This is a genomic window from Defluviitoga tunisiensis (assembly GCF_000953715.1).
Classification (GTDB): Bacteria; Thermotogota; Thermotogae; order Petrotogales; family Petrotogaceae; genus Defluviitoga; species Defluviitoga tunisiensis.
On sequence record NZ_LN824141.1, the window covers coordinates 536,066 to 556,363 of the forward strand.

Genomic DNA, 20,298 nt, shown 5'->3' on the forward strand with positions numbered 1-20,298 from the left:
CTCTTGTTGTTAAATTGAGTAATTAAGCTTTTAACCTATAGAAGATTCTATTTCTAAATTTATAAGTCTATTTAGCTCTATTGCATATTCAAGTGGAAGCTCTTTTGAAAAAGGTTCGACAAATCCTCTTACAATAAGCGCCTTGGCTTCTGCTTCCTTCAAACCCCGACTCATCAAGTAATATATCTGTTCTTCTCTAATCCTTCCTATCCTAGCTTCATGTCCTATATCGGCTTCATCAGTATATACCTCAATTAATGGAATCGTATCACTTTTTGAAATGTTATCCAACATTAATGCTTGACAAGATACAGAAGCTTTTGCACCTTTGGCATTTCCTCCCACTCTAAGCCAACCTCTATAAAATGCCCAACCTCCACCAATACTTATACTTCTGGCATCAACATTGGCGCTTGTGTAGGGAGCTAACATGAACACCTTAGAACCTGTATCCATATGTTGCTTCGGACCTGCGTAAGTAATTGCTTTAGTTTCAGTTTTTGCACCCTTACCTCTTAAAATAGAAGCTGGGTAAATCATAGATTTCTCACTACCCATCGAACCCGAAGCCCACTCCATTATTCCATCTTCATCAACTATGGCTCGCTTTGTATTTAAATTGTAAGTGTTCTTACTCCAGTTTTGAATAGTAGCATATTTTACTCGTGCACCTTTTTTTACATATATTTCTACCGCCCCTGCATGTAGATTTGTTATTTCATAAAATGGGGCTGAACAGCCTTCAATAAAAACAACTTCACTACCTTCATCTGCAATAATTATAGTATGCTCCATCTGTCCCATACCTGGATTATTCATTCTAAAATAAGCCTGAAGTGGTAAAGGAACTTTTACTCCTTTAGGAACATATAAAAAGGTGCCTCCGCTCCAAACTGCACCATGAAATGCCGCATATTTATGATCTGTAATAGGAATAGCCTTCATAAAATATTCTTTTACTAAGTCAGGATATTCTCGTACGGCACTTTCCATATCCAAAAATATTACCCCTAATTTTTCCATTTCCTTTTTTATGTTCTGATACACAATTTCTGAATCGTATTGAGCACCTACTCCAGCTAAAGCTTTTCTTTCAGCCTCAGGAATCCCCAATTTATCAAAAGTGTCCTTTATCTCTGAGGGAACTTCTTCCCAAGATGTAGCTTTTTTTGCATCGGGTTTAATATACGCAACAATTTTACTAACATCTAAGTCAGATATATCAACACCAAATCTGGGATCCCTCCATGTTTCAAAAACTTCTAAACTTTTTAATCGAAGATCTCTCATCCATTTTGGTTCTTGTTTTTGATCAGAAATTGCTTCTACAACCTGTTTATTTAATCCTGGTATTGTTTTATATGCATATTTGACTTGGCTTTTGAAATCAAACTTACTTTGATCTATTAATAAATCTTCTATATTAAATTCTTTATCTCTAGACATTTTTTCACTCCTCGTTTATATTGATTCCTAGTTCTCTTTCTATTATCGAATACCCCATTTCTTCAATTTCTTCAGCTAATTCCTTTTTACCAGTCATTACTATTCTTCCATCAATATAAACATGAACAAAATCTGGAACAACGTAGTTTAAAATCCTTTGATAATGGGTAATAAGTAAAATCCCCATTTCTTCTGTCCTAAAACTGTTTAAACTTTCGGATACAATTCTTAAAGCATCTATATCTAATCCGGAATCTATTTCATCAAGAATGCATAATTTTGGTTTAAGAAAACCCATCTGTAAGATTTCACTTTTTTTCTTCTCTCCACCAGAAAAACCCGTGTTAATATATCTTTCTAAAAAATCTTGATTTAAATCTAACTTTTGCGTAAGTTCAGATATTGATTTATTCAAATCTAAAAGAGTTCTCTCATCTTTTGAATGAATGTTTCTATATGAATTTATCAAAAATTGTCTCATCTTTATACCTTCAATTTCTTCAGGTATCTGAAAAGATAAAAATAAACCTAATCTCGCCCTTTCGTCAGTTGAAAGATTCAATATTGATTGACCTTCAAATAATATATCTCCTGACGTAACCCTGTACTTTGGATTACCCATTATAACATGAGCCAAAGTAGATTTACCTGAACCGTTAGGACCCATTAAGGCATGTGTCTCGCCTTTATTAATAATTAAATTAACACCTTTTAATATTTCAACCCCTTCTCCTATGACTTCTGCTCTCAAATCACGAATTTCTAACAGTGCTGTCATCAATTCTCCTCCTCAATATCCATTTTAAAAAATTAATTCCTAATTGGTTTTTAAATTCTACCATATTTGTCCACTTTAAGTCAAGGCTAAACAGAGTATCTTAAAAGGCTATTAAAATACCACACAATATTTAAATAATAATGAAAAATACTCACTCAATTCAATAACATAATACCTTTACTAAAAACCTAATGCAAAATGTGTCTTAAATGTTATACTATTTATATCAAAAAGATTTTGAATTTCTTTATTAACCAAAGATACTTCCGTGCTATTTTCAATAATCCTTGTGTTCAAACCAAAACCTAAACTCGCTTTCCAATAACCAAAATTCTTTTCTATACCTAAAGACAATGGCATAAATTCTAATAAAGAAGTTTTTAGCTTTATTCCCCAATTGATCAACTTACTTTCTAAATAAAGTTCTCCATAAGGAATAATATCAATAACTAATACAGGAATCCTAAAAAAGGCTGACAAACCCAGTGGAAAAGAGTATTCTTCTCTAGATAATTCTATAACTCCATTCTCATTAGAAATTGAACCTTTAAAAGTATCCCCTTCAAATTTTAAAGTTTCTTGATGATGTATTTTATACAAATAATGAATTAAAAATTGTATAGTATTGAGAGATATAAAATTAATTAATTGTATCACATACTTATAATATTTATATATATGAATAATAGTTAATTTCTAGATTCAATATAATATAAATTTATAGTTACAAACAAATTTGTAAAAGATGATATAATAAAATTAATTCATAATTAAATTTGAAGCTAATTATACTTAATTAATTTAAGTTAACTTCAACTATTATTAAATTCTTTTTTGTTGTTTTACTATATTATATGTGGGGGGTATTTATATGTTTAGAAGAAAGTTTTTGTTTATAGGTATCTTAATTGCTGTGTCTTTGTTCTCTTTTTCTAATTCAGTAGATTTTGCAGGAGGTTCAGGAAGCAAAGAGGATCCATTTTTAGTATCAAATTCAAACCAGTTATATAACATACGGCATTTTTTAGATAAACATTTCAAACAAATATCTGATATTGATTTAAGTACTTATGAAGATTGGGAACCTATTGGGAACAATACTTCACCGTTTTCAGGGACATATAATGGGAATGGTTATAAGATATTAAATGTGCAAATGAATAAACCAACGGATAAACCAAAAGGAGATATCATAGGGTTGTTTGGATATATGTCCGGTAATTCTAAAATAGAAAATGTATGTCTAGAAAATGTAAATATAGTTGCAAGAGCAGACGTTGGTGGACTAATTGGCTATGTTTATAGTGGTACAATTAGCAACTGTTTTGTAAGCGGTAATATATCTGCGGATAACAACGTAGGTGGTTTAGTAGGTGGGAACTTTACTGGCGTAATAGAATGGAATAGAACAGATGTAACTATTCAAAGAAAATCACATATTGGCGGACTTGTTGGTCATAATAGAGGAAAAATAAGCAATAATTGTGCTTTTGGAGATGTACAAAGTGATATCTATACAGGCGGTTTGGTTGGATATAACAGGGGCGAAATAGAAAACAGTTTTTCATTAGGTAATGTAAAAGGTGAAAATTTTTCTGGAGGTCTCGTTGGATACAATGTTAGTGGTATCATTAAAAATTGTTATTCAATAGGAGAAGTTTCAGGTGTAAGTAAAATAGGTGGACTAGTAGGGGAAAATTCTCTTGGTGGAGTAATAGAAAATTGTTACTCCACAGGAAATGTTTCAGGTATTACATATGTAGGTGGCCTTGTCGGTAACAACAATAGTAGTAAAATAGAAAATTGTTACACATGCGGAAATACCACTGGAAATAATTTAGTGGGTGAGGTTGTAGGATTTGGCTCAGGATCTGAATTTAGAAAAACAGAGATCGAATTAATGACGAAAAAAGATACCTTCAAAGATTGGAATTTTTTAAGTATATGGAGTATTGAGGAAAATATAACTTTTCCTTATTTCAAATGGCAAGATAATATATCACACAATTATTTACCCAAATAGATATTACTCAAAAAAAGGCTACAAAGATGTCAGACTTTTTATCTTATTGTTATTCTAATTGTTAGCCTTAAGATATTGATATAAAATATCTTTTTTTAGTTTCTGGGCTTTTTCTTCTCCTGCCAGATACTTTATTATCTCTATTGCAAAATCTACTGCTAACGCCGGTCCACGTGAGGTAATTATATTTTTATCTCTAACAACTGGTTTTTCTACATATATACCATCCTTCAGTTCATTTTCAAATCCTGGATAAGAAGTTACCTTTTTCCCTTTTATTATTCCAGCTTTTGCAAGAACTATTGGTCCCGCACATATTGCTGCAACTAATTTACTTGATTCGTTCATTTTTTTTACTATATCGATAACTAAATTATTATCTCTTAGTTTTTCTGAGCCAGGCATCCCTCCCGGGATAATAACACCATCATATGAAGATATATCTTTCAATTCATCAATCTTTTTATCTGCTATAACAGTTATTTTATGAGAACCCTTCACTTTGTTATCATTCGTTATTGACACTGTATCAACTTCTATTCCTGCTCTTCTGAGATAATCTACTACTGTTAATGCCTCTACCTCTTCAAATCCTTCAGCTAAAAAAACCAAAGTTTTCATAATACCACCCCCTAGTTTAATAGTAAAGTATTGTTTTGTAGATTCTAATCACCTGTTTTTATCTTCTTCTTTAGTTTGACCTAAAAAGAGAATGAAAGTTCCGCGTTGTACCTAGTTTAAATTGAAAATCTCTGAAAATGAATCCTTTCTAAAATGGGTAGGTTCACAGACATCATATTTCTTTCAATCTTTAATATGTCTTATCCCACTACCAATCGGATGTGTAGTATCCCCTTTGTAACGAGGAATTAAATGTATATGCAAATGAAAAACCGTCTGTCCTGCATCGTATCCAACATTTACCCCAACATTATACCCGCTTGGTTTAAACTGTTCATCTATGATTTTTTTGCATTCATTAATAAGTTGATATAAACGAACTATTTCTTCTTCAGTCGCTTCAAAAAAACTATCAAAGTGTCTTTTTGGAATTACAAGTATATGGCCTTTGCTAACCGGGTGTTTATCGTATATAGCAAAAGCTAATTCATTTTGCACAACTATATTATCTGGATTATCTTTTATATCACAAAAAATACACCGACTCATTAAATCAACTCCTTAACTCATTTTACCACATCAATATAATTATACTATATTTGAAAATTAGCATTATTGACTTTTCAACAAACTTAACGCTTTTTCATAGTCTCTTTTCTTTTCATATGTTGGAACTAAACTTCCTCCTGTAGCCCAGCACATATGACAACAGTTTTCTATATCTGAAAAATAAATTGGACCAAAAAATCCTGCGAAAGCAGAAGGTTCCAAGTATATATTTTCTTCATCAACTGATGCTTTTAAAAATGTGTATAGCCTTTTATCTTCTATTGTAAATACTCCATCAACCACCCTATCCATCATTCTCGTAGCTAGAGAAGAAGCTCTACCAACTGCCAAGCCATCAGCTTCTGTTTTATTATCTAATCCAAAATCGGTTACAGAAATTTTATCAAACAAACCTGTAACTAAAGCAACTAACATTGCTGGGGAATGGGTTGGTTCGGCAAAAAAGCAATGAACATTGTCTCCATAAACAAGCTTCAAACCAAAAGTTATACCTCCAGGAGAACCTCCAACACCACAAGGTAGATATACATACAATGGATGATCTTCGTCAACTCTTACATTTAACTGAGATAATTGTTGTTTAATTCTTATACCTCCAACCGCATATCCTAAAAACAAATCCTTAGAATTTTCATCATCTACAAAATAGCTGTTAGGATCCTCTTTTGAACGTTTCCTTCCTTCTTCTATAGCTACTGAAAAATCCCCATCATACTCAACTACTTCAACTCCTTTACTTCTTAGAAGTTCTTTTTTCCATTGCTTTGCATCTTGAGACATATGTACGATTACCCTAAAACCTATTTTGGCGCTTATAATACCTATACTTAAAGCCAAGTTTCCTGTACTTCCAACTTGCACTGTATAATTTGAAAAGAACTTTTTGTACCTTTCTTCCGATAAAACACTATAATCATCTTCAATAGAAAGCATACTATTTTCTATAGCTAACTTCTCGGCGTGTTTTAACACTTCATATATTCCACCTCTTGCTTTGATTGACCCAGCTATTGGAAGCAAATCGTCTCTTTTTAGAAATAGTTTACCTTTTATTTTTCTTGAATAATCGCATTCAAGCCTCTTCTTCATATTATTAATTTCATAAATTGGAGATTCTATAATGCCGTTCCTAACTTCTGGAAACTCTTTTCTAATATATGGTGCAAATCTTTGTAACCTAGCTTCTGCATCAATAACGTCTTCATATGATATAGGTAAATCATCAAGAATTTCGTTAAACTCCTTTTTATTATCATTTATCCACAAAACTTCTTCCGATGACTTTATTTTAGAAATTAATATAGGATCTTCTCTTGATTTGAAAACATTATTCATCTTTAATCTCCTTTTTAATTTTTTATAAATTGCCTAGCTTCTTTTTTAAATGATTTTAGGTATCACTTAATTCCATTAGGAATGTGAATCTTTCACTTTTAAATTACCATAAATTATTATACCTGGAGGAATTAAACAATCAAAAATACTAATTGTTACAAAAAAATGACCTCATTTCTATAGTTAAACTTCAAGTTGTATTATTCACATTGTGGTATAAGAACAGTCGTGATATAATTTATTTGTATATTAATAAAATATCCATATAACAAATAATTATTAAATAATAATCATAAAGTTTAGGAGTGAGATTATTTTATGAAAAAGTTTATCACTTTTTTCACATTAATAATATTTACCTTCACATTATTTAGTCAATCATTATTTGACATTACTTCCATAGAGTCTAATATAGAAAGATTAAAAGCATATGAGGAAATTGTAGAACAATTAAATGAAATAGAAAGCGAAGAAAATGATTTAAAGAAATTAGACTTGTACGACAAGTTTTTTGAAGAAAAACTTTTGAAAATACCTATTAGCTTGGAAAAAGGTGTCGTTACAAGGGTAATAGATGGAGACACTGTCGAAATTGAAATCGATGGAAAAATATATAAAACAAGATTCATTGGTATAGATACACCTGAAAGCACTACAAAAATTGAACCTTTTGGTCTTGAGGCCTCCCTTTTTACTACCAAAGAATTATTAGGTAAAACTGTATATCTTGAAAAAGATGTTTCAGAAACAGATAGGTATGGAAGACTTTTGAGATATATTTGGCTTGAACCACCAAATGAGATAAATGACTTGGAAATACGTACAAAAATGTTTAATGCTATTCTTCTACTAAACGGATTCGCAAAAATTTCAACTTTTCCACCTGATGTCAAATATGAAGAATATTTTTTAACTTATTCGAAAGAAGCTCAAGATAACAATTTAGGATTGTGGGCTTTAAGCGAAAAATTAACTAGTGATGCTACTAATTTTGCTACATTAACAGATACCTCTACTCCTACTCAAAAGGTTTACGTTGATACTGAAGGAAAAGGGCTCATCAAAGGGAATATTAATTCTAAAGGAGAAAAGATCTATCATATGCCTGGAGGATTATATTATGAACAAACTATTCCTGAAATATGGTTCAAAACGGAACAAGAAGCCCAATCTGCTGGTTTTAGAAAATCAAAAAAATAAATAAATATGAAAAAATTAGTAATTTCATTTTTTATATAATTTCTGGATTTTACCTCTTGTGTAAATTTTGTTTAGTAAAATATCTCATAATTAAAATAATTTTAAAAAATGCCTTGGGGTGACAGTTTTGATTAGTTTAGCCAAAAAGATAACGCCAAAGTTAAAAAATCTTATATTAGAAGAAATTACAAAAGATGAGACTATTTCGCTACAACTATTTCTTAGTTTCATAGTCATTAAGGTTCTAGAGGCAAAAGGCCTAATAAAAAAATCTATGAGGATTTTTGAAGATGACGTCAAAAATCCTAGTCTTTTATCTAAATACCTTTACCTAATTCAAATATTACATAATAATTTTAATAATTTTGATGCAATTTTTTCTATAATTCATAAGATTACAGAAAAAAACCTAAAAAATATAGTTTTTTTATTTAAAGAAACATCCGATGAGAATTGGAATAACGAAGAAATAATATCTTGGTGCTATGAATATTACAACTATCCTTCTGAAAAAAAAGCGGTTGATAATTCACAATTTTATACCCCAGCATGGATAGTAGAATTTCTGATAGAACATACCTTGACTAAAAATTTTGTAGATAAAAATAATATCTCTATCGAAAAAATTAGGATAATAGATCCTGCTTGTGGATGTGGGAACTTTATTATTCAAATATATGATGCATTAAAAAATATATATTTATCTAAAGGTTATGAACCTAAAGAAGCTTCAAAAATGATAATTACTCATAATTTATATGGTGTAGATATAGATGAGATTGCTGTTGAAATAACAAATCTGATTTTAAAAATAAAAGCAATGGAAGACGGTGTATTAAAAATACGGGAGACAAATTTTGTTTCTATTCCAAAATTAAAGTCAGGCCACCCACTCTTTAAAAAATTAGAGGTTATGGGAAGCTTGATTACTCAATCTGATCTTAAAATATTAAAAAAAATGAATATTCAAGATAATTATCTTTCAAAATTAATAAAAATTTTAACTCAAAAGTACGATATTGTTCTAACCAATCCTCCATATCTTGATTCATCTGATTATAAAGATGATCTAAAAAAATATATAAATGAAGACTACAGGGATTTTAGAAAAAATCTATACTCTTGCTTCATAAAAAAGAATTATGAACTGCTGAAAGATAATGGATACATTGGAATGATAACTCCTCAAACATTTATGTTTATTAGTAGCTATGAACAAACACGTAAGTTTATTATAAACAACATGAATATAGAAAAATTGGTTCATTTTGGGTTAGGAGGTGTCTTCGATTCGGCTCTCGTAGATACAGCAATGTATGTTTTAAAAAAAAGTAAGAAAAACAATCCTGGTGAATATATACAACTCACTTCATTTAATGGAAAAGATGAAAAAAAGAAGATTTTAGATGCAATATGGAAAGACCAAAATCAAGACTTAATGAATAGATATGTATACAAAGTTGATAAAACTATTTTCTCAAAAGTTCCTCGATCCCCTTTTATTTATTGGATAAAACAAGACATAATTGATATTTTTGAAAATGCTTGTTTAGAATCATGCGCTGATGTGAGACAGGGAATCGCAACAGGAAATAATAAAAAATTTTTAAGATATTTTTGGGAAGTTAGAAAAGAGGATATCAGCTTTAACCATAAAAAAGATGGTAAAAAGTGGGTTCCTTATACTAAAGGAGGACCTTATAATAAATGGTTTGGCAATTTATGGTGGGTAATTGCCTTTGATGAGGAAAATTATAATATCTTAAAAAACATGGGAAACAATCTTCCTAATAGGAAATATTATTTTAAAAGAGGAATTACCTATACCATGACAACTTCCAAGGGGGCTACTTTTAGATATCTCCCGGAAAATTTTTTATTTGATTGTAAGGGAAGTTCTATATTTTTTCACGAGGATAAGTATATTTTTAGATTTCTAGGTCTGCTAAATAGTGCATTCTTCTCTTATTTAGAGAAATTTGTTGCTGGAAGTGTAGATCTAGAGGTTGGAGATCTAAAAAAATTACCTGTACCCACAAATATATTTATTGATTCTGAAAATATTAAATATCTTGAATTATTATCCAAAGTGAATATAGCAATAAAAAAACATAATACTCAAATTTATCCAACTGAGCTTCATTTTGATGAAACATTATTTTATGAACCTTCTAAATTCCATCTCTATTTACATACCAAGAATGCACTTGATACTTACTTGTTACTATCTAATGGTTTAATAGATATAATTGTGTTTGACTTGTACAATCTATCACCTGATAGTATCAATGAAGTATATCAAAGCGAAGGAATTCCTTCTGCATTTTTTGCTTGTGAAAAAAAAGTTTTTGACAAGCTCCCTCCGTTGGCATCTTTATTAGATGAAAAGGATATCAACGAACTCTTGTTAACTAAAGAAGATCTTAACAGTGTTGAATTTTTTATAAAAAAATTTTATAAAAACAACGTTCATCGTTTTGAAGTTATTTCTTGTGAAAAAAAAGCTCTTCCTGAGGAGTACTATAACAATTATGTCGAAAGTTTGAGCAAAAAAACTTTACAAAACCCTGCATTAATTTTTAATCACATGAAAATTGCTGCGTCTGAATTAAAACAGATGGCTTGTTTAAAAATAGACAATGATATTAAAAATTACCTATTAGAATCCGAAGAAGGCTTTATTAGCTATGGCTTTTCAAACAAAAATGAAGAAATATTATTATCTAAAATTTTCAAAGATCGATTTTTGTTAGAAGATACAATAAATACAGATTTAAAAACTTTTATTAGAAAAGATTATTTTACATTTCATAATAAATTATATAAAAATCGTCCTATAGTGTGGAAGTTAGGAAACAATAATTTTGGTTTTTTAATCCACTATCATAATATAAATGAAAAAACCAAAAAGAACATCCTATCATTTTTAAAAAAACAAAATGATAAATCTAAAGAAATGACAACATTTACAAAAAAAATACAATTGATAGATTTTAATATTAGGATAGATGATGGTATTTTGATTAATAAAGAAATATTCTACAACATTTTTTAAATAATAACTTACTAAATGAGGTGATGAAATTGAATCCACCTGTTTTTTCAAAAACTTTAAAGAAAGCTCAAGCAGAATTCAACAAGATTCATAATTTTTTGATAGGGGATCCTTTAGTAAAAGAAACACTTTTTACTTCTGATTCTAGACTATTTAAGGCTTTAAGAATCATTAATATTTTCTTTTCTTTTGTAGTATTTATTCCCATAATCGCCACTATTTGGGATTTTAACCTTCCTCATTTTCTAGGATATCTGTTATGTGCATTTGGAGTTTACTTAACATGGGTATTTGAATGGACTACAAAGTCTCCCATACTCGAAGAAATAAGAACTTTTACAATTATACAGATTTCTCTCCACGGCGTATTCGGAATGTGGCTTGAATTTTACAACAAATTTGAAATATACGATTTCATCTTACATATAACTGGTGGCATGTGGTTAGTATTTCTAATTTTTCCTTTAGTAATTGGTATTGAATTACTTTCCGCTGATTCAAAAAGCCCATTTTTTTCATTTAAGATTATAATCATAACTTTAACAATCGTAACTACTTTAGGGGTTTTTTGGGAAATTGGAGAATTTATTTCTGATCTAATTTTTAGAAATTACCCTGGATACAGGCTAGCTCAAGAAGATAGTCTTTTTGATACTATGACCGACTTTATAGCTAATCTTATTGGCACGATAACGGGTTTGGGAGTTTTTTGGATGAATCTCAAAAAGCTCAATAAATCCAGGGATATGGACTCATTATTTGAAAGAATGGGAAAAGCCTTAAAAGATTATGTAAACCAAGAATAACTATAATTGAATCGATAAATTTATTATTTTATTAATAATTCCTATAAATATGCTAAAATATACTCAAATCTGCAAAAAATGGAGGCGAATAGAGTTGAACAGTTGGACTTTGGGATTTATTGAAAAATCATCTTGGGGATGTACTAAAGAAGGAATACCTATAGACTTGTTTACTCTTTTAAATGAAAATGGACTTATGATGAAAATTACAAACTATGGAGCAACGATAGTGAGTTTATATGTTCCAGATAAATTTGGATCTTTATCAGATATTGTACTAGGCTTTGACTCTCTTTCTGACTATGAAAAATATTCTCCTCATAACCCCTATTTTGGAGCAACAATAGGTCGTTATGCAAATAGGATAGCTTTAGGACAATTTTCTTTAAATAATAAAATTTATTCTTTAGCTCAAAATGACGGATTAAACCATCTTCATGGAGGAATAAAGGGATTTAACAAACAAGTTTTTACCGCTATTCCAATGAAAACCTCAGAAGGGCCTGCAGTACGCTTAAAACGATTAAGTCACGATGGAGAAGAAGGATATCCGGGTAATTTACAAGTCAGTGTAACTTATACTCTGACTAATAATAATGAAGTCAAAATAGATTATTGCTGTACTACAGATAAGCCTACAATAGTTAATTTAACTAATCATAGTTATTTTAATTTATTGGGAGAAGGAAAAGAAAACATTTTGGATCATGAAATAACTATTTTAGCTAACAGATATACTCCTGTTGGTAAAGATCTAATCCCTACAGGAGAAATCATTGATGTTCGTGGAACCCCTTTTGATCTAACACAACCAGTTACTCTAAGAACTCAGCTTGAAAAGTTTTCTAATATTTCTTTTAAAGGTTATGACCATAATTTTGTTCTAAATAATGACCAAGATGGCAAGTTAATACTTGCAGCAAGAATAAAGGAACCTACCAGTGGAAGAATTATGGAAGTGTATACTACTGAAGTTGGAATTCAACTTTATACAGCTAATTCTGTCAATACTTTCGGAAAGGAAGGAAAACACTACGGCCAATATTCTGGAATGGCTATAGAAACACAGCATTATCCAAATTCTCCTAACAATCCCAATTTCCCTTCTGTTGTTTTAAATCCAGGTGATACTTATTCGTCTACAACTGTCTACAAATTTTTAAAAGAACATTAAAAAATTATTGTGCATTTTCTTAAATAATTTAAGGCCCCTTTCTGCGGGGCCCTAAATTTGTTTATTTCAATTTATAGCTTTTATCATTAATTTATTGATTAACTTTATAAATCTATCTATATCCTCTATTTCCAATCCTTCAATTAATAAAGACTGATCATATAACAATTCAGCATATTCTTTTAATTCTTCTGATTCTGGATTTTCTTGAAAGATTTTTTCCATTACTTTAAAAATTTCATGGTTTGGATTCAATTCCAAAATCTTTTCTGCTCTAAATGGTATTTGCTCAAAATTCTTAAGAGTTTTTTCCATATTTAAAGAAATAATCTCATCTGCACTTACTATACAAGCCGGAGATTCTTTTAACTTATCAGTTAATCTTACTTCTTTAACCTTCTCCCCTAAATGTTCCTTAATTTTATCTAACAAGTTCTTACTTTCTTCTTCTTTTGATTGAAAATCATCGTCTAATTTTATATCTGAACTACTAATAGATTTAAACTCTTTTCCTTCATAATCGTGCATTAATTTAATTAAAAATTCATCTATTTCATCTGTTAAATAAAGAACCTCATAATCTTTGTCTTTATATACCTCCATTTGAGGTAAATTATCAATGGTTTTTTTATCTTTTCCAACAGCGTACAGTATATAATTCCCTTGATCTGCTTTCATTCTATTTACATATTCATTTAGAGTTATCTTATCTTGAGAAGAAGAACATTCAAACAAAAGGAGATCTTGTATTTTTGATTTTTCATGTATATTTTGGTATAATCCCGCTTTTAAAATAGGTCCAAACTCTTTCCAAAATTCCAGATATTTTTGTGGTTCTTTCTCAAGAATTGATTTTAAGGCATCTATAATCTTTTTTTCAATATTCTTTTTAATTATTTCTAACTGTTTGTTTTTCTGAAGTATTTCTCTAGAGATATTTAATGAAAAATCAGGCGAATCTATTAACCCTCGAACAAAAGAAAAATAGTCTGGAAGTAATCCTTCACAATTATCCATTATAAATACATTTTTAGAATATAATTTTAAACCTTTTTTATATTCTTTAGAATAAAATGCAAAAGGAACCTTTGAAGGAATGTATAATAAAGCTGTAAATTGTATTGACGTGCCCTCTGCTTTAAAGTGTATTACTTCTAAAGGATCGTTCCAATCATAAAAATTTTCCCTGTAAAATTGCTTATATTCTTCTTCTGTGATTTCTTCTTTATTCTTGACCCATAAAGGTACCATCGAATTAAGTGTTTTATCGGTGATTTTTATGATTCCTTCCTCGGTCTCTTCTTCCCATTTTATTTTTATAGGATATTTTATATAATTTGAGTATTTTTTAATTAAATTCTGAATTTTATATTGATCTAAATAATTCTCTTCCTCTTCTAAATCTTTCTTCAAAAATAAAATAACCCTAGTTCCTCGTTCTTTTTTATCAATTTCTTCAATTGTATAAGTTCCACTTCCGTCAGATTCCCACCTAACGCCTTTTTCTTTGTCCCATCTTCTTGTTTCTACAGTAACTTTATCAGAAACCATAAAAGATGAATAAAATCCAACTCCAAACTGACCTATAAGACTAATAATCGCATTTTCTGTTTTAGCCTCTTCAAGTTTATCTAGAAAAGCCTTGGTCCCCGATTTAGCTATAGTACCTAAATTCTCTATTACTTCTTCATAAGACATTCCTATTCCATTATCTTCTATAATAAGGCAATTATTATCTTTATCTATATCTATTCTTATTTCTAACTCTCTATCTTCTCCCAAGACACTTGGGTCTTTTAAAGAAATAAATCTCATTTTATCAAGTGCATCAGAAGCGTTTGATATTAATTCTCTTAAAAAAATGTCTCTATGAGTGTATATTGAATTAATCATCAAATTCAATAATTGCTTTGTCTCAGCTTGAAATTCCTTTACTTCAGACATTTTCTCTCCTCCCACTTTTTAATATAATTTTTATTGATTATACAAGCTAGGATTATAGAATTGACAAGTTTGTAAAATCTATCTTTTTAATTATCTAGTTGAAAGACCTTTTAAAACTTGTAAGATAGGTGTTAATTCTATAGTTTATTAGTTAAAATTATTGAGATTTTCCATGATATATCTCTTTTCTACAATTCGTATATAGCAATTTTTGTCTCTTTGCGATATAATATTCAATAAGTCTGATATAATTTCATTGAGAACTACACTTCCTTATCTATACAAAGGAATTCATTGTAAGATTAGGCACACGCAGTATTTGTTTTTGTAGTAAAAAACGTTTAATCACTCTTAACTCTTAATTGCTAATATTATTATAACACACTTTTTGGTACTTTTATAAAATTATTTCATATCGTTTTATTTTTTAATTTTTGTTTTACAAATATTTAATATGAAAAAACCGACTTTTTTGTTTAACATGTAGAATTTTTCCTATTAATTTGATAAAATAAAGAGTAGCAAAATTAATTATCTCAGGAGATGATTCTGTGTTTACGCTGAAATTCGCCTTGCGGAATTTCATAAAGAAGTGGGAACTTACTCTTTTATTGATCATCGGCGCGATAATTCCCTCTCTTTTAACTGTTTCATCCCTCTCGCTTAATGATTCGATTCAAGCTTATAAATATTCTCAAATTGAGAAAAATTTTGGAGAAGTTGACGCTTATATTGCTAATAATAAATCAAGCCTATTTTTTTCTTTTCCCCTATCTCAAATGATTTTAGATAATTTACAAGAAAATAAAAATGTTAATAATATTCTTGCTGTTTCAGAAAATATGGGGAGAATAGAAAAAGATAATAATTTTCTGGAAATTTTAATCATTGCTGCTAAAGAAGAGGACCTTATCTCTTTTGTTGGAAAAGATATAGGTTTAAAACCTGGAAAAGTAGTGATAAGTAACAGTATTGCTGAAAAACTTTCTATTGGTCTAAACGATAATGTAACCGTTCATATGGCTGGCGGAAGTAAAAACTTAGAGGTTGCATATATAGGAGAAAATGGTTTTCTCAATTACAAAGGCGATTTGGGACAATATCCTGGAACAGCTTTTGTTTGTATTGAAGATTATGCCAATAGTCTTATTTTTCCTTCAAAAGCTTACATAGATTTTGTTGACATAGACAAAATCAATGTTGAAGAACTAAGCTTATCACCAAACTTAGAAATAGTATTTTTGAAAGATCATTTTTTAAATTCACCAATAAACGAGGCTCTTGGTTATATAATGTTTTCTTTTAATTCCTTTGCACTTTTAGCAGGTATAATTTTAATAATAGTATTCGGAAACAGTTTAGCTAATGAACAAGAGAAAAATGTAGGTGTGCTTAGAATTTTAGGTTTAAAGAGAAATAAAGTAATGTTTATCTTTTTTATTCAAACGTTATTTTATTTTGGTTTTTCTTCTATAATAGGTTGCATATTAGGAGGTCAAATTGGCGAGCACCTTTTAAATAAATTAGTTGTCATTGCTAATAGTATACCTTATGATTCTAGAGGAGGATTTACTTTGCCTCCATTTGTTGTAAGCTCAAAAACAATTGTTATTGGTATGTTAATAGGCATAATAATTCCTCTTATTATATTTATAAAAAAAGGTATTGAAATTACTTTCAGTTCCCCTATTGATTCTTTAAGAAAAGATATAGAAGAGTTTATTCCCCATCGTTCTATTAACTGGCTAAGTCTAATTTTAACTTTAATCGGTATTATAATTATTATATTGTTTAAAGAACTGGCTATTTTAGGATTGATTTGTGTATCGTTAGGCATAGTAATTTGGTTCAAGAATCCTTATTTGAATGTAAGTATATCTATCTTATTTATGATTCTTAGTAAAACAATATTTAGTATAACTACAAACACACTCTCCCTTATTTTTGTATTTCAAAGGGTAGTGTTACTAATAATTAGTTGTATCTTATTTTTTACTTCAATTATACCTATACTAAAAAAATTATCAAAATCATTTTTCTCAAAAAAATCTTTGCCTTATCTTTTAGGATTCTCTTATGTTGAAAGATTTCCTATAAGGGTCTTGCTTATGTCTCTTATGTTTGGTACTGTAATTTTTGGTTTAATAGTAATTGCGTCGGTACCTTCAAACTTGGTAAAATTTGTTGATTCATATACAAGTCAAGGATTATTTGGATATAATTATATTGTCGTTTCAAATCCCATCAAAAGTTTTGGAGATAGCCAAGAGCTTTATGTTCATGAAGGAATAATTCACCCTTCTAAAGTAAATGTTGCTATGTTAGATTCTGAATTAGTTGTTTTTGTAGACGATACTTTCCTTGAAACTGTGGAACTTCCTTTTGAAGGTAATCCTCAGTGGAGAGAAGAATTAAAAAAACCTGGATCTGTTATTTACGGTAAGTTTGATGCAAATGAAGAAATTCCTGATAAAATAGAGGGGGTGTTAAGCTCAATATTTCCTCTAGGTGGAAATATCAGAGCTTCTTATAATGTAATAGGATACTTTGAGTTAAATGATATTGTAATCCCCATAAAATATGTTACTCATGTCAATAATAAACCAGCAAATATAAAAGGCCTTGAGATACTCTTAGGAAACGTTAATGGCTCGGGTATTGACATAATTAATAAAAGTTATATGTCAAATTTTGATTATCCAATTTATCTAGATGATATTCTTAAAAATGTTTTTAATGGAATTGATAATTTTATTTCTTTAACAAGTAGCATGCTTTATCTTGGTTTAATTAGTGGTTTTTCTGGACTAGCATTATATTCATTTAGGTCTTGTAAACTTAGAAGTCGAGTGATTGGAACTTTGATAGCTATTGGAGCGAATTCTAGAGACATAATTCACGGTTTCATGATTGAAAACTTTACTATAGTATCAATTGGATCTCTAATAGGTTTATTTGGAGGTTATCTGGTTGCTAAGGATCTTGTTTTTTCGATATTCAAATTTATGGGATCTATTACCTTTTATTTTCCTACTGTAAAAGTATTTATTATCATTATTTTAGTTTATTTGATTTCTTTTTTTACTTTATTGATACCCTCTCGACAGGTATCAAAAATATCACCTGCAGAAAGCATGAAGGAGCTTGAATAGATGTATAGTGAAAATTCGGTTCTGATTAAAGCGATTGATTTGAACAAAATTTATAACGATAAACGTGTTAAAGTAGAAGCTTTAAAAAATGTTTCTTTGACTATTCATAAGGGGGAATTTATAGCTATTTTGGGACCTTCAGGATCAGGAAAAACTACTTTATTAAATTGTTTAGCTGCTATAGATTATCCAACAACAGGGGAAATATTTTTCAAAGGAATTCCTTTTCAAAACTTGAAAGAAGAGGAAAGAACTGCTTTCAGGGCTAAAAATATGGGGTTTGTGTTTCAGTTTTTTAACTTGGTACCCGTTTTGACAGTTTTAGAAAATGTTGAATTACCTTTATTGATACTCGGAAACAAGAATAAAGGCGCAAAAGAGAAAGCTTATGAGGTTTTAAAGAAATTGAGACTAGAAAGTAAAGCTGATAGATTTCCCTATGAGCTTTCTGGCGGAGAACAGCAGAGAGTAGCCATAGCAAGAGCAATCATTCATTCCCCGGAAGTTATTTGGGCTGACGAACCTACAGGAAACCTTGATTCTGAAACGGGTGAAAAAATAATTGATCTATTAGAACAAATCCGTGAGGAAAATGGTACAACACTTGTAATTGTTACTCATGACCTGAATATTGCTAAAAAAGCTGATAGGATATTATTTATTAGAGACGGTGTTTTAAAAGAGCATTTTGAGGTGGGCTAGTTATAAATCGTTTTTTCATATTTTTTTATATCAATTGCTTTTTCATTTAGGGGTTGTAGCGCAGCGGGAGCGCGTTGCCTTCGCAAGGCAAAGGCCGTGGGTTCGAATCCCATCAACTCCACCAAAATAAAAAACCTGGGCTATACTATTTTATAAAGTATAGCCCAGGTTTTTATTCTATCTTACAATAGCATTTATTGAGCGAATTCTCCAGATTCTTTGAGTAAAGTTTCCATAACTTCCACCATAGAATCATATGTTTCATCAATAGTTGCATAATCATTTAGGAAATTCGCAAATATCGTACTAATTTTACTTCTTATTTCATCCCAAGCAGCTGGTTTGGGATCGGGAATAGCTGTTTCCAGTTCATTAAGTGCTATGGTTGGTTTTACATCGTTAGCAGTATAAGCTTGCCATTGTGGGACATTTACTACGTCCCTTCTAATAGGAACATATCCCGTATTAATAGACCAATATACAACATTAACCGGATCCATTAAAAACTTAAGAAATCTCCAAGCTGCATCTTTTTGCTCTTGAGTTATCCAACTAAACATTATTAAATCAGTTCCAGCTATAGGAGAATGAGGAACACCATCTACAGAGGGGAGTGGTGCCCAAGATACTCCATGTTTACCCCTTGAAGATTGTTCCGCATATGTCAAACCTGCGACTGTTCCCATATATGCAGCAATTTCTCCAGCGCCAAAAGGTTGGTCTAAATAAGCATTTTGGAAGATAGCATAACCTGAATCTTTAAGATCCTTTATCAATTTTAATACTTCTTTGGTTTTTTGCTCATCCAAAATTATCTTATATTTTCCTTCTCCAACATATTCTAAAAATGTTACGTTGTGAGAATATAAAAATATTTGAAGATCATCAATAAACGTTCTTACTCCTAATCCATAAATATCTACAGTACCATCAAAATCTATATCTAAAGTTAAAGTTTCAGATACCTCCCATAATTCATCTATAGTTTTTGGTGGTTCTAATCCAAATAAATCAAAAAGGTCTGTGTTGTAATAATATGTATACACAGATTTATTAAATGGAACACCATATACTGTGTCTCCCCATGTGACCATATCCTTTAAAACAGAAAATATTTGATTTTCCCATGCATCCTTCATCTCTGGATCGTTTTCTATATATTCATTGAGAGGTTCAACTACATTTGAAAATAGATATTTTGCAGTCCAGTTTGCATAAGCTTGAGAGATTGCAGGAAGATCCGTCTTACTTCCTTGACTGTAAGCTGTTATAGTAGAAAGAAGTTTTTGGTTTAAGGCACTATAGTTCCCAACATAAATAGGGATAACTTGAATATCTGGATTCTCTTTATTAAATGTTTCAACCAAAGAGTTCAAAGTCTCTCCAAGCTGAGCACCCATAGCGTGCCAAAACTCTATCTTAACCTGAGAAACACCAAAAACACATAACGCAAGTACCATCACCATTAATACTACTTTTTTCAACAGACACA

The 20,298-nt window shown here is 30.0% G+C and carries 15 protein-coding genes and 1 tRNA gene; 8 read left to right on the forward strand and 8 right to left on the reverse strand.

Going from position 1 to position 20,298, the window contains the following annotated elements; all coding sequences use genetic code 11:
* Window positions 1-30 precede the first annotated feature (30 nt).
* From sufB to DTL3_RS02505, 3 genes are all read right to left on the reverse strand, one after another.
* Window positions 31-1,446, reverse strand: coding sequence for a Fe-S cluster assembly protein SufB (gene sufB, locus DTL3_RS02495; RefSeq protein WP_045087380.1), 1,416 nt, complete (start codon window positions 1,444-1,446; stop codon window positions 31-33).
* A gap of 4 nt (window positions 1,447-1,450) precedes the next feature.
* Window positions 1,451-2,224, reverse strand: coding sequence for a Fe-S cluster assembly ATPase SufC (gene sufC, locus DTL3_RS02500; RefSeq protein ID WP_045087381.1), 774 nt, complete (start codon window positions 2,222-2,224; stop codon window positions 1,451-1,453).
* Between the two features lie 180 nt (window positions 2,225-2,404).
* Complete coding sequence (locus DTL3_RS02505; protein WP_144403461.1) at window positions 2,405-2,824, reverse strand: hypothetical protein; 420 nt, start codon at window positions 2,822-2,824, stop codon at window positions 2,405-2,407.
* 271 nt (window positions 2,825-3,095) lie between these two features.
* Between DTL3_RS02505 and DTL3_RS02510 the strand changes: the two genes are divergently transcribed.
* A complete protein-coding gene (locus DTL3_RS02510) occupies window positions 3,096-4,247 on the forward strand; it encodes a GLUG motif-containing protein (protein ID WP_045087383.1) in 1,152 nt (383 codons plus the stop codon).
* A 54-nt stretch (window positions 4,248-4,301) separates the two neighbouring features.
* On the opposite strand, the gene DTL3_RS02515 is transcribed toward DTL3_RS02510, so the two are convergent.
* The 3 genes from DTL3_RS02515 to DTL3_RS02525 form a co-directional block, all read right to left on the reverse strand.
* Window positions 4,302-4,871 carry a DJ-1 family glyoxalase III gene (locus tag DTL3_RS02515; protein ID WP_045087384.1) on the reverse strand — a complete coding sequence of 190 codons (570 nt, stop codon included), beginning with the start codon at window positions 4,869-4,871 and terminating at the stop codon, window positions 4,302-4,304.
* A 180-nt stretch (window positions 4,872-5,051) separates the two neighbouring features.
* Complete coding sequence (locus tag DTL3_RS02520) at window positions 5,052-5,417, reverse strand: HIT family protein (protein WP_045087385.1); 366 nt, start codon at window positions 5,415-5,417, stop codon at window positions 5,052-5,054.
* Window positions 5,418-5,480: 63 nt separating this feature from the next.
* Window positions 5,481-6,773, reverse strand: coding sequence for a D-serine ammonia-lyase (locus DTL3_RS02525; RefSeq protein WP_045087386.1), 1,293 nt, complete (start codon window positions 6,771-6,773; stop codon window positions 5,481-5,483).
* 318 nt (window positions 6,774-7,091) lie between these two features.
* On the opposite strand from DTL3_RS02525, the gene DTL3_RS02530 reads away from it, so the two are divergent.
* The 4 genes from DTL3_RS02530 to DTL3_RS02545 all read left to right on the forward strand — a co-directional run bounded on the left by DTL3_RS02530 (window position 7,092) and on the right by DTL3_RS02545 (window position 13,008).
* Window positions 7,092-7,973, forward strand: coding sequence for a thermonuclease family protein (locus DTL3_RS02530; protein WP_052670291.1), 882 nt, complete (start codon window positions 7,092-7,094; stop codon window positions 7,971-7,973).
* Window positions 7,974-8,100: 127 nt separating this feature from the next.
* The gene (locus DTL3_RS02535; protein ID WP_045087387.1) at window positions 8,101-11,028 is read left to right on the forward strand and encodes an Eco57I restriction-modification methylase domain-containing protein; all 2,928 of its coding nucleotides are present in this window, start codon (window positions 8,101-8,103) and stop codon (window positions 11,026-11,028) included.
* A 23-nt stretch (window positions 11,029-11,051) separates the two neighbouring features.
* Window positions 11,052-11,834 carry a DUF2238 domain-containing protein gene (locus DTL3_RS02540; protein ID WP_052670294.1) on the forward strand — a complete coding sequence of 261 codons (783 nt, stop codon included), beginning with the start codon at window positions 11,052-11,054 and terminating at the stop codon, window positions 11,832-11,834.
* A gap of 94 nt (window positions 11,835-11,928) precedes the next feature.
* Window positions 11,929-13,008: an aldose epimerase family protein gene (locus DTL3_RS02545; RefSeq protein WP_231854036.1), complete on the forward strand. Its 1,080-nt coding sequence runs from the start codon at window positions 11,929-11,931 to the stop codon at window positions 13,006-13,008.
* 66 nt (window positions 13,009-13,074) lie between these two features.
* On the opposite strand, the gene htpG is transcribed toward DTL3_RS02545, so the two are convergent.
* Complete coding sequence (gene htpG / locus DTL3_RS02550) at window positions 13,075-14,952, reverse strand: molecular chaperone HtpG (RefSeq protein WP_045087389.1); 1,878 nt, start codon at window positions 14,950-14,952, stop codon at window positions 13,075-13,077.
* Window positions 14,953-15,503: 551 nt separating this feature from the next.
* Between htpG and DTL3_RS02555 the strand changes: the two genes are divergently transcribed.
* The 3 genes from DTL3_RS02555 (at window position 15,504) to DTL3_RS02565 (ending at window position 18,930) form a co-directional block, all read left to right on the forward strand.
* Window positions 15,504-18,104: an ABC transporter permease gene (locus DTL3_RS02555; RefSeq protein WP_045087390.1), complete on the forward strand. Its 2,601-nt coding sequence runs from the start codon at window positions 15,504-15,506 to the stop codon at window positions 18,102-18,104.
* The gene (locus tag DTL3_RS02560) at window positions 18,105-18,806 is read left to right on the forward strand and encodes an ABC transporter ATP-binding protein (protein WP_144403462.1); all 702 of its coding nucleotides are present in this window, start codon (window positions 18,105-18,107) and stop codon (window positions 18,804-18,806) included.
* 49 nt (window positions 18,807-18,855) lie between these two features.
* A tRNA-Ala gene (locus DTL3_RS02565) sits at window positions 18,856-18,930 on the forward strand.
* Window positions 18,931-19,000: 70 nt separating this feature from the next.
* On the opposite strand, the gene DTL3_RS02570 is transcribed toward DTL3_RS02565, so the two are convergent.
* The gene (locus DTL3_RS02570; protein WP_045087391.1) at window positions 19,001-20,290 is read right to left on the reverse strand and encodes an ABC transporter substrate-binding protein; all 1,290 of its coding nucleotides are present in this window, start codon (window positions 20,288-20,290) and stop codon (window positions 19,001-19,003) included.
* Between the last annotated feature and the right edge of the window lie 8 nt (window positions 20,291-20,298).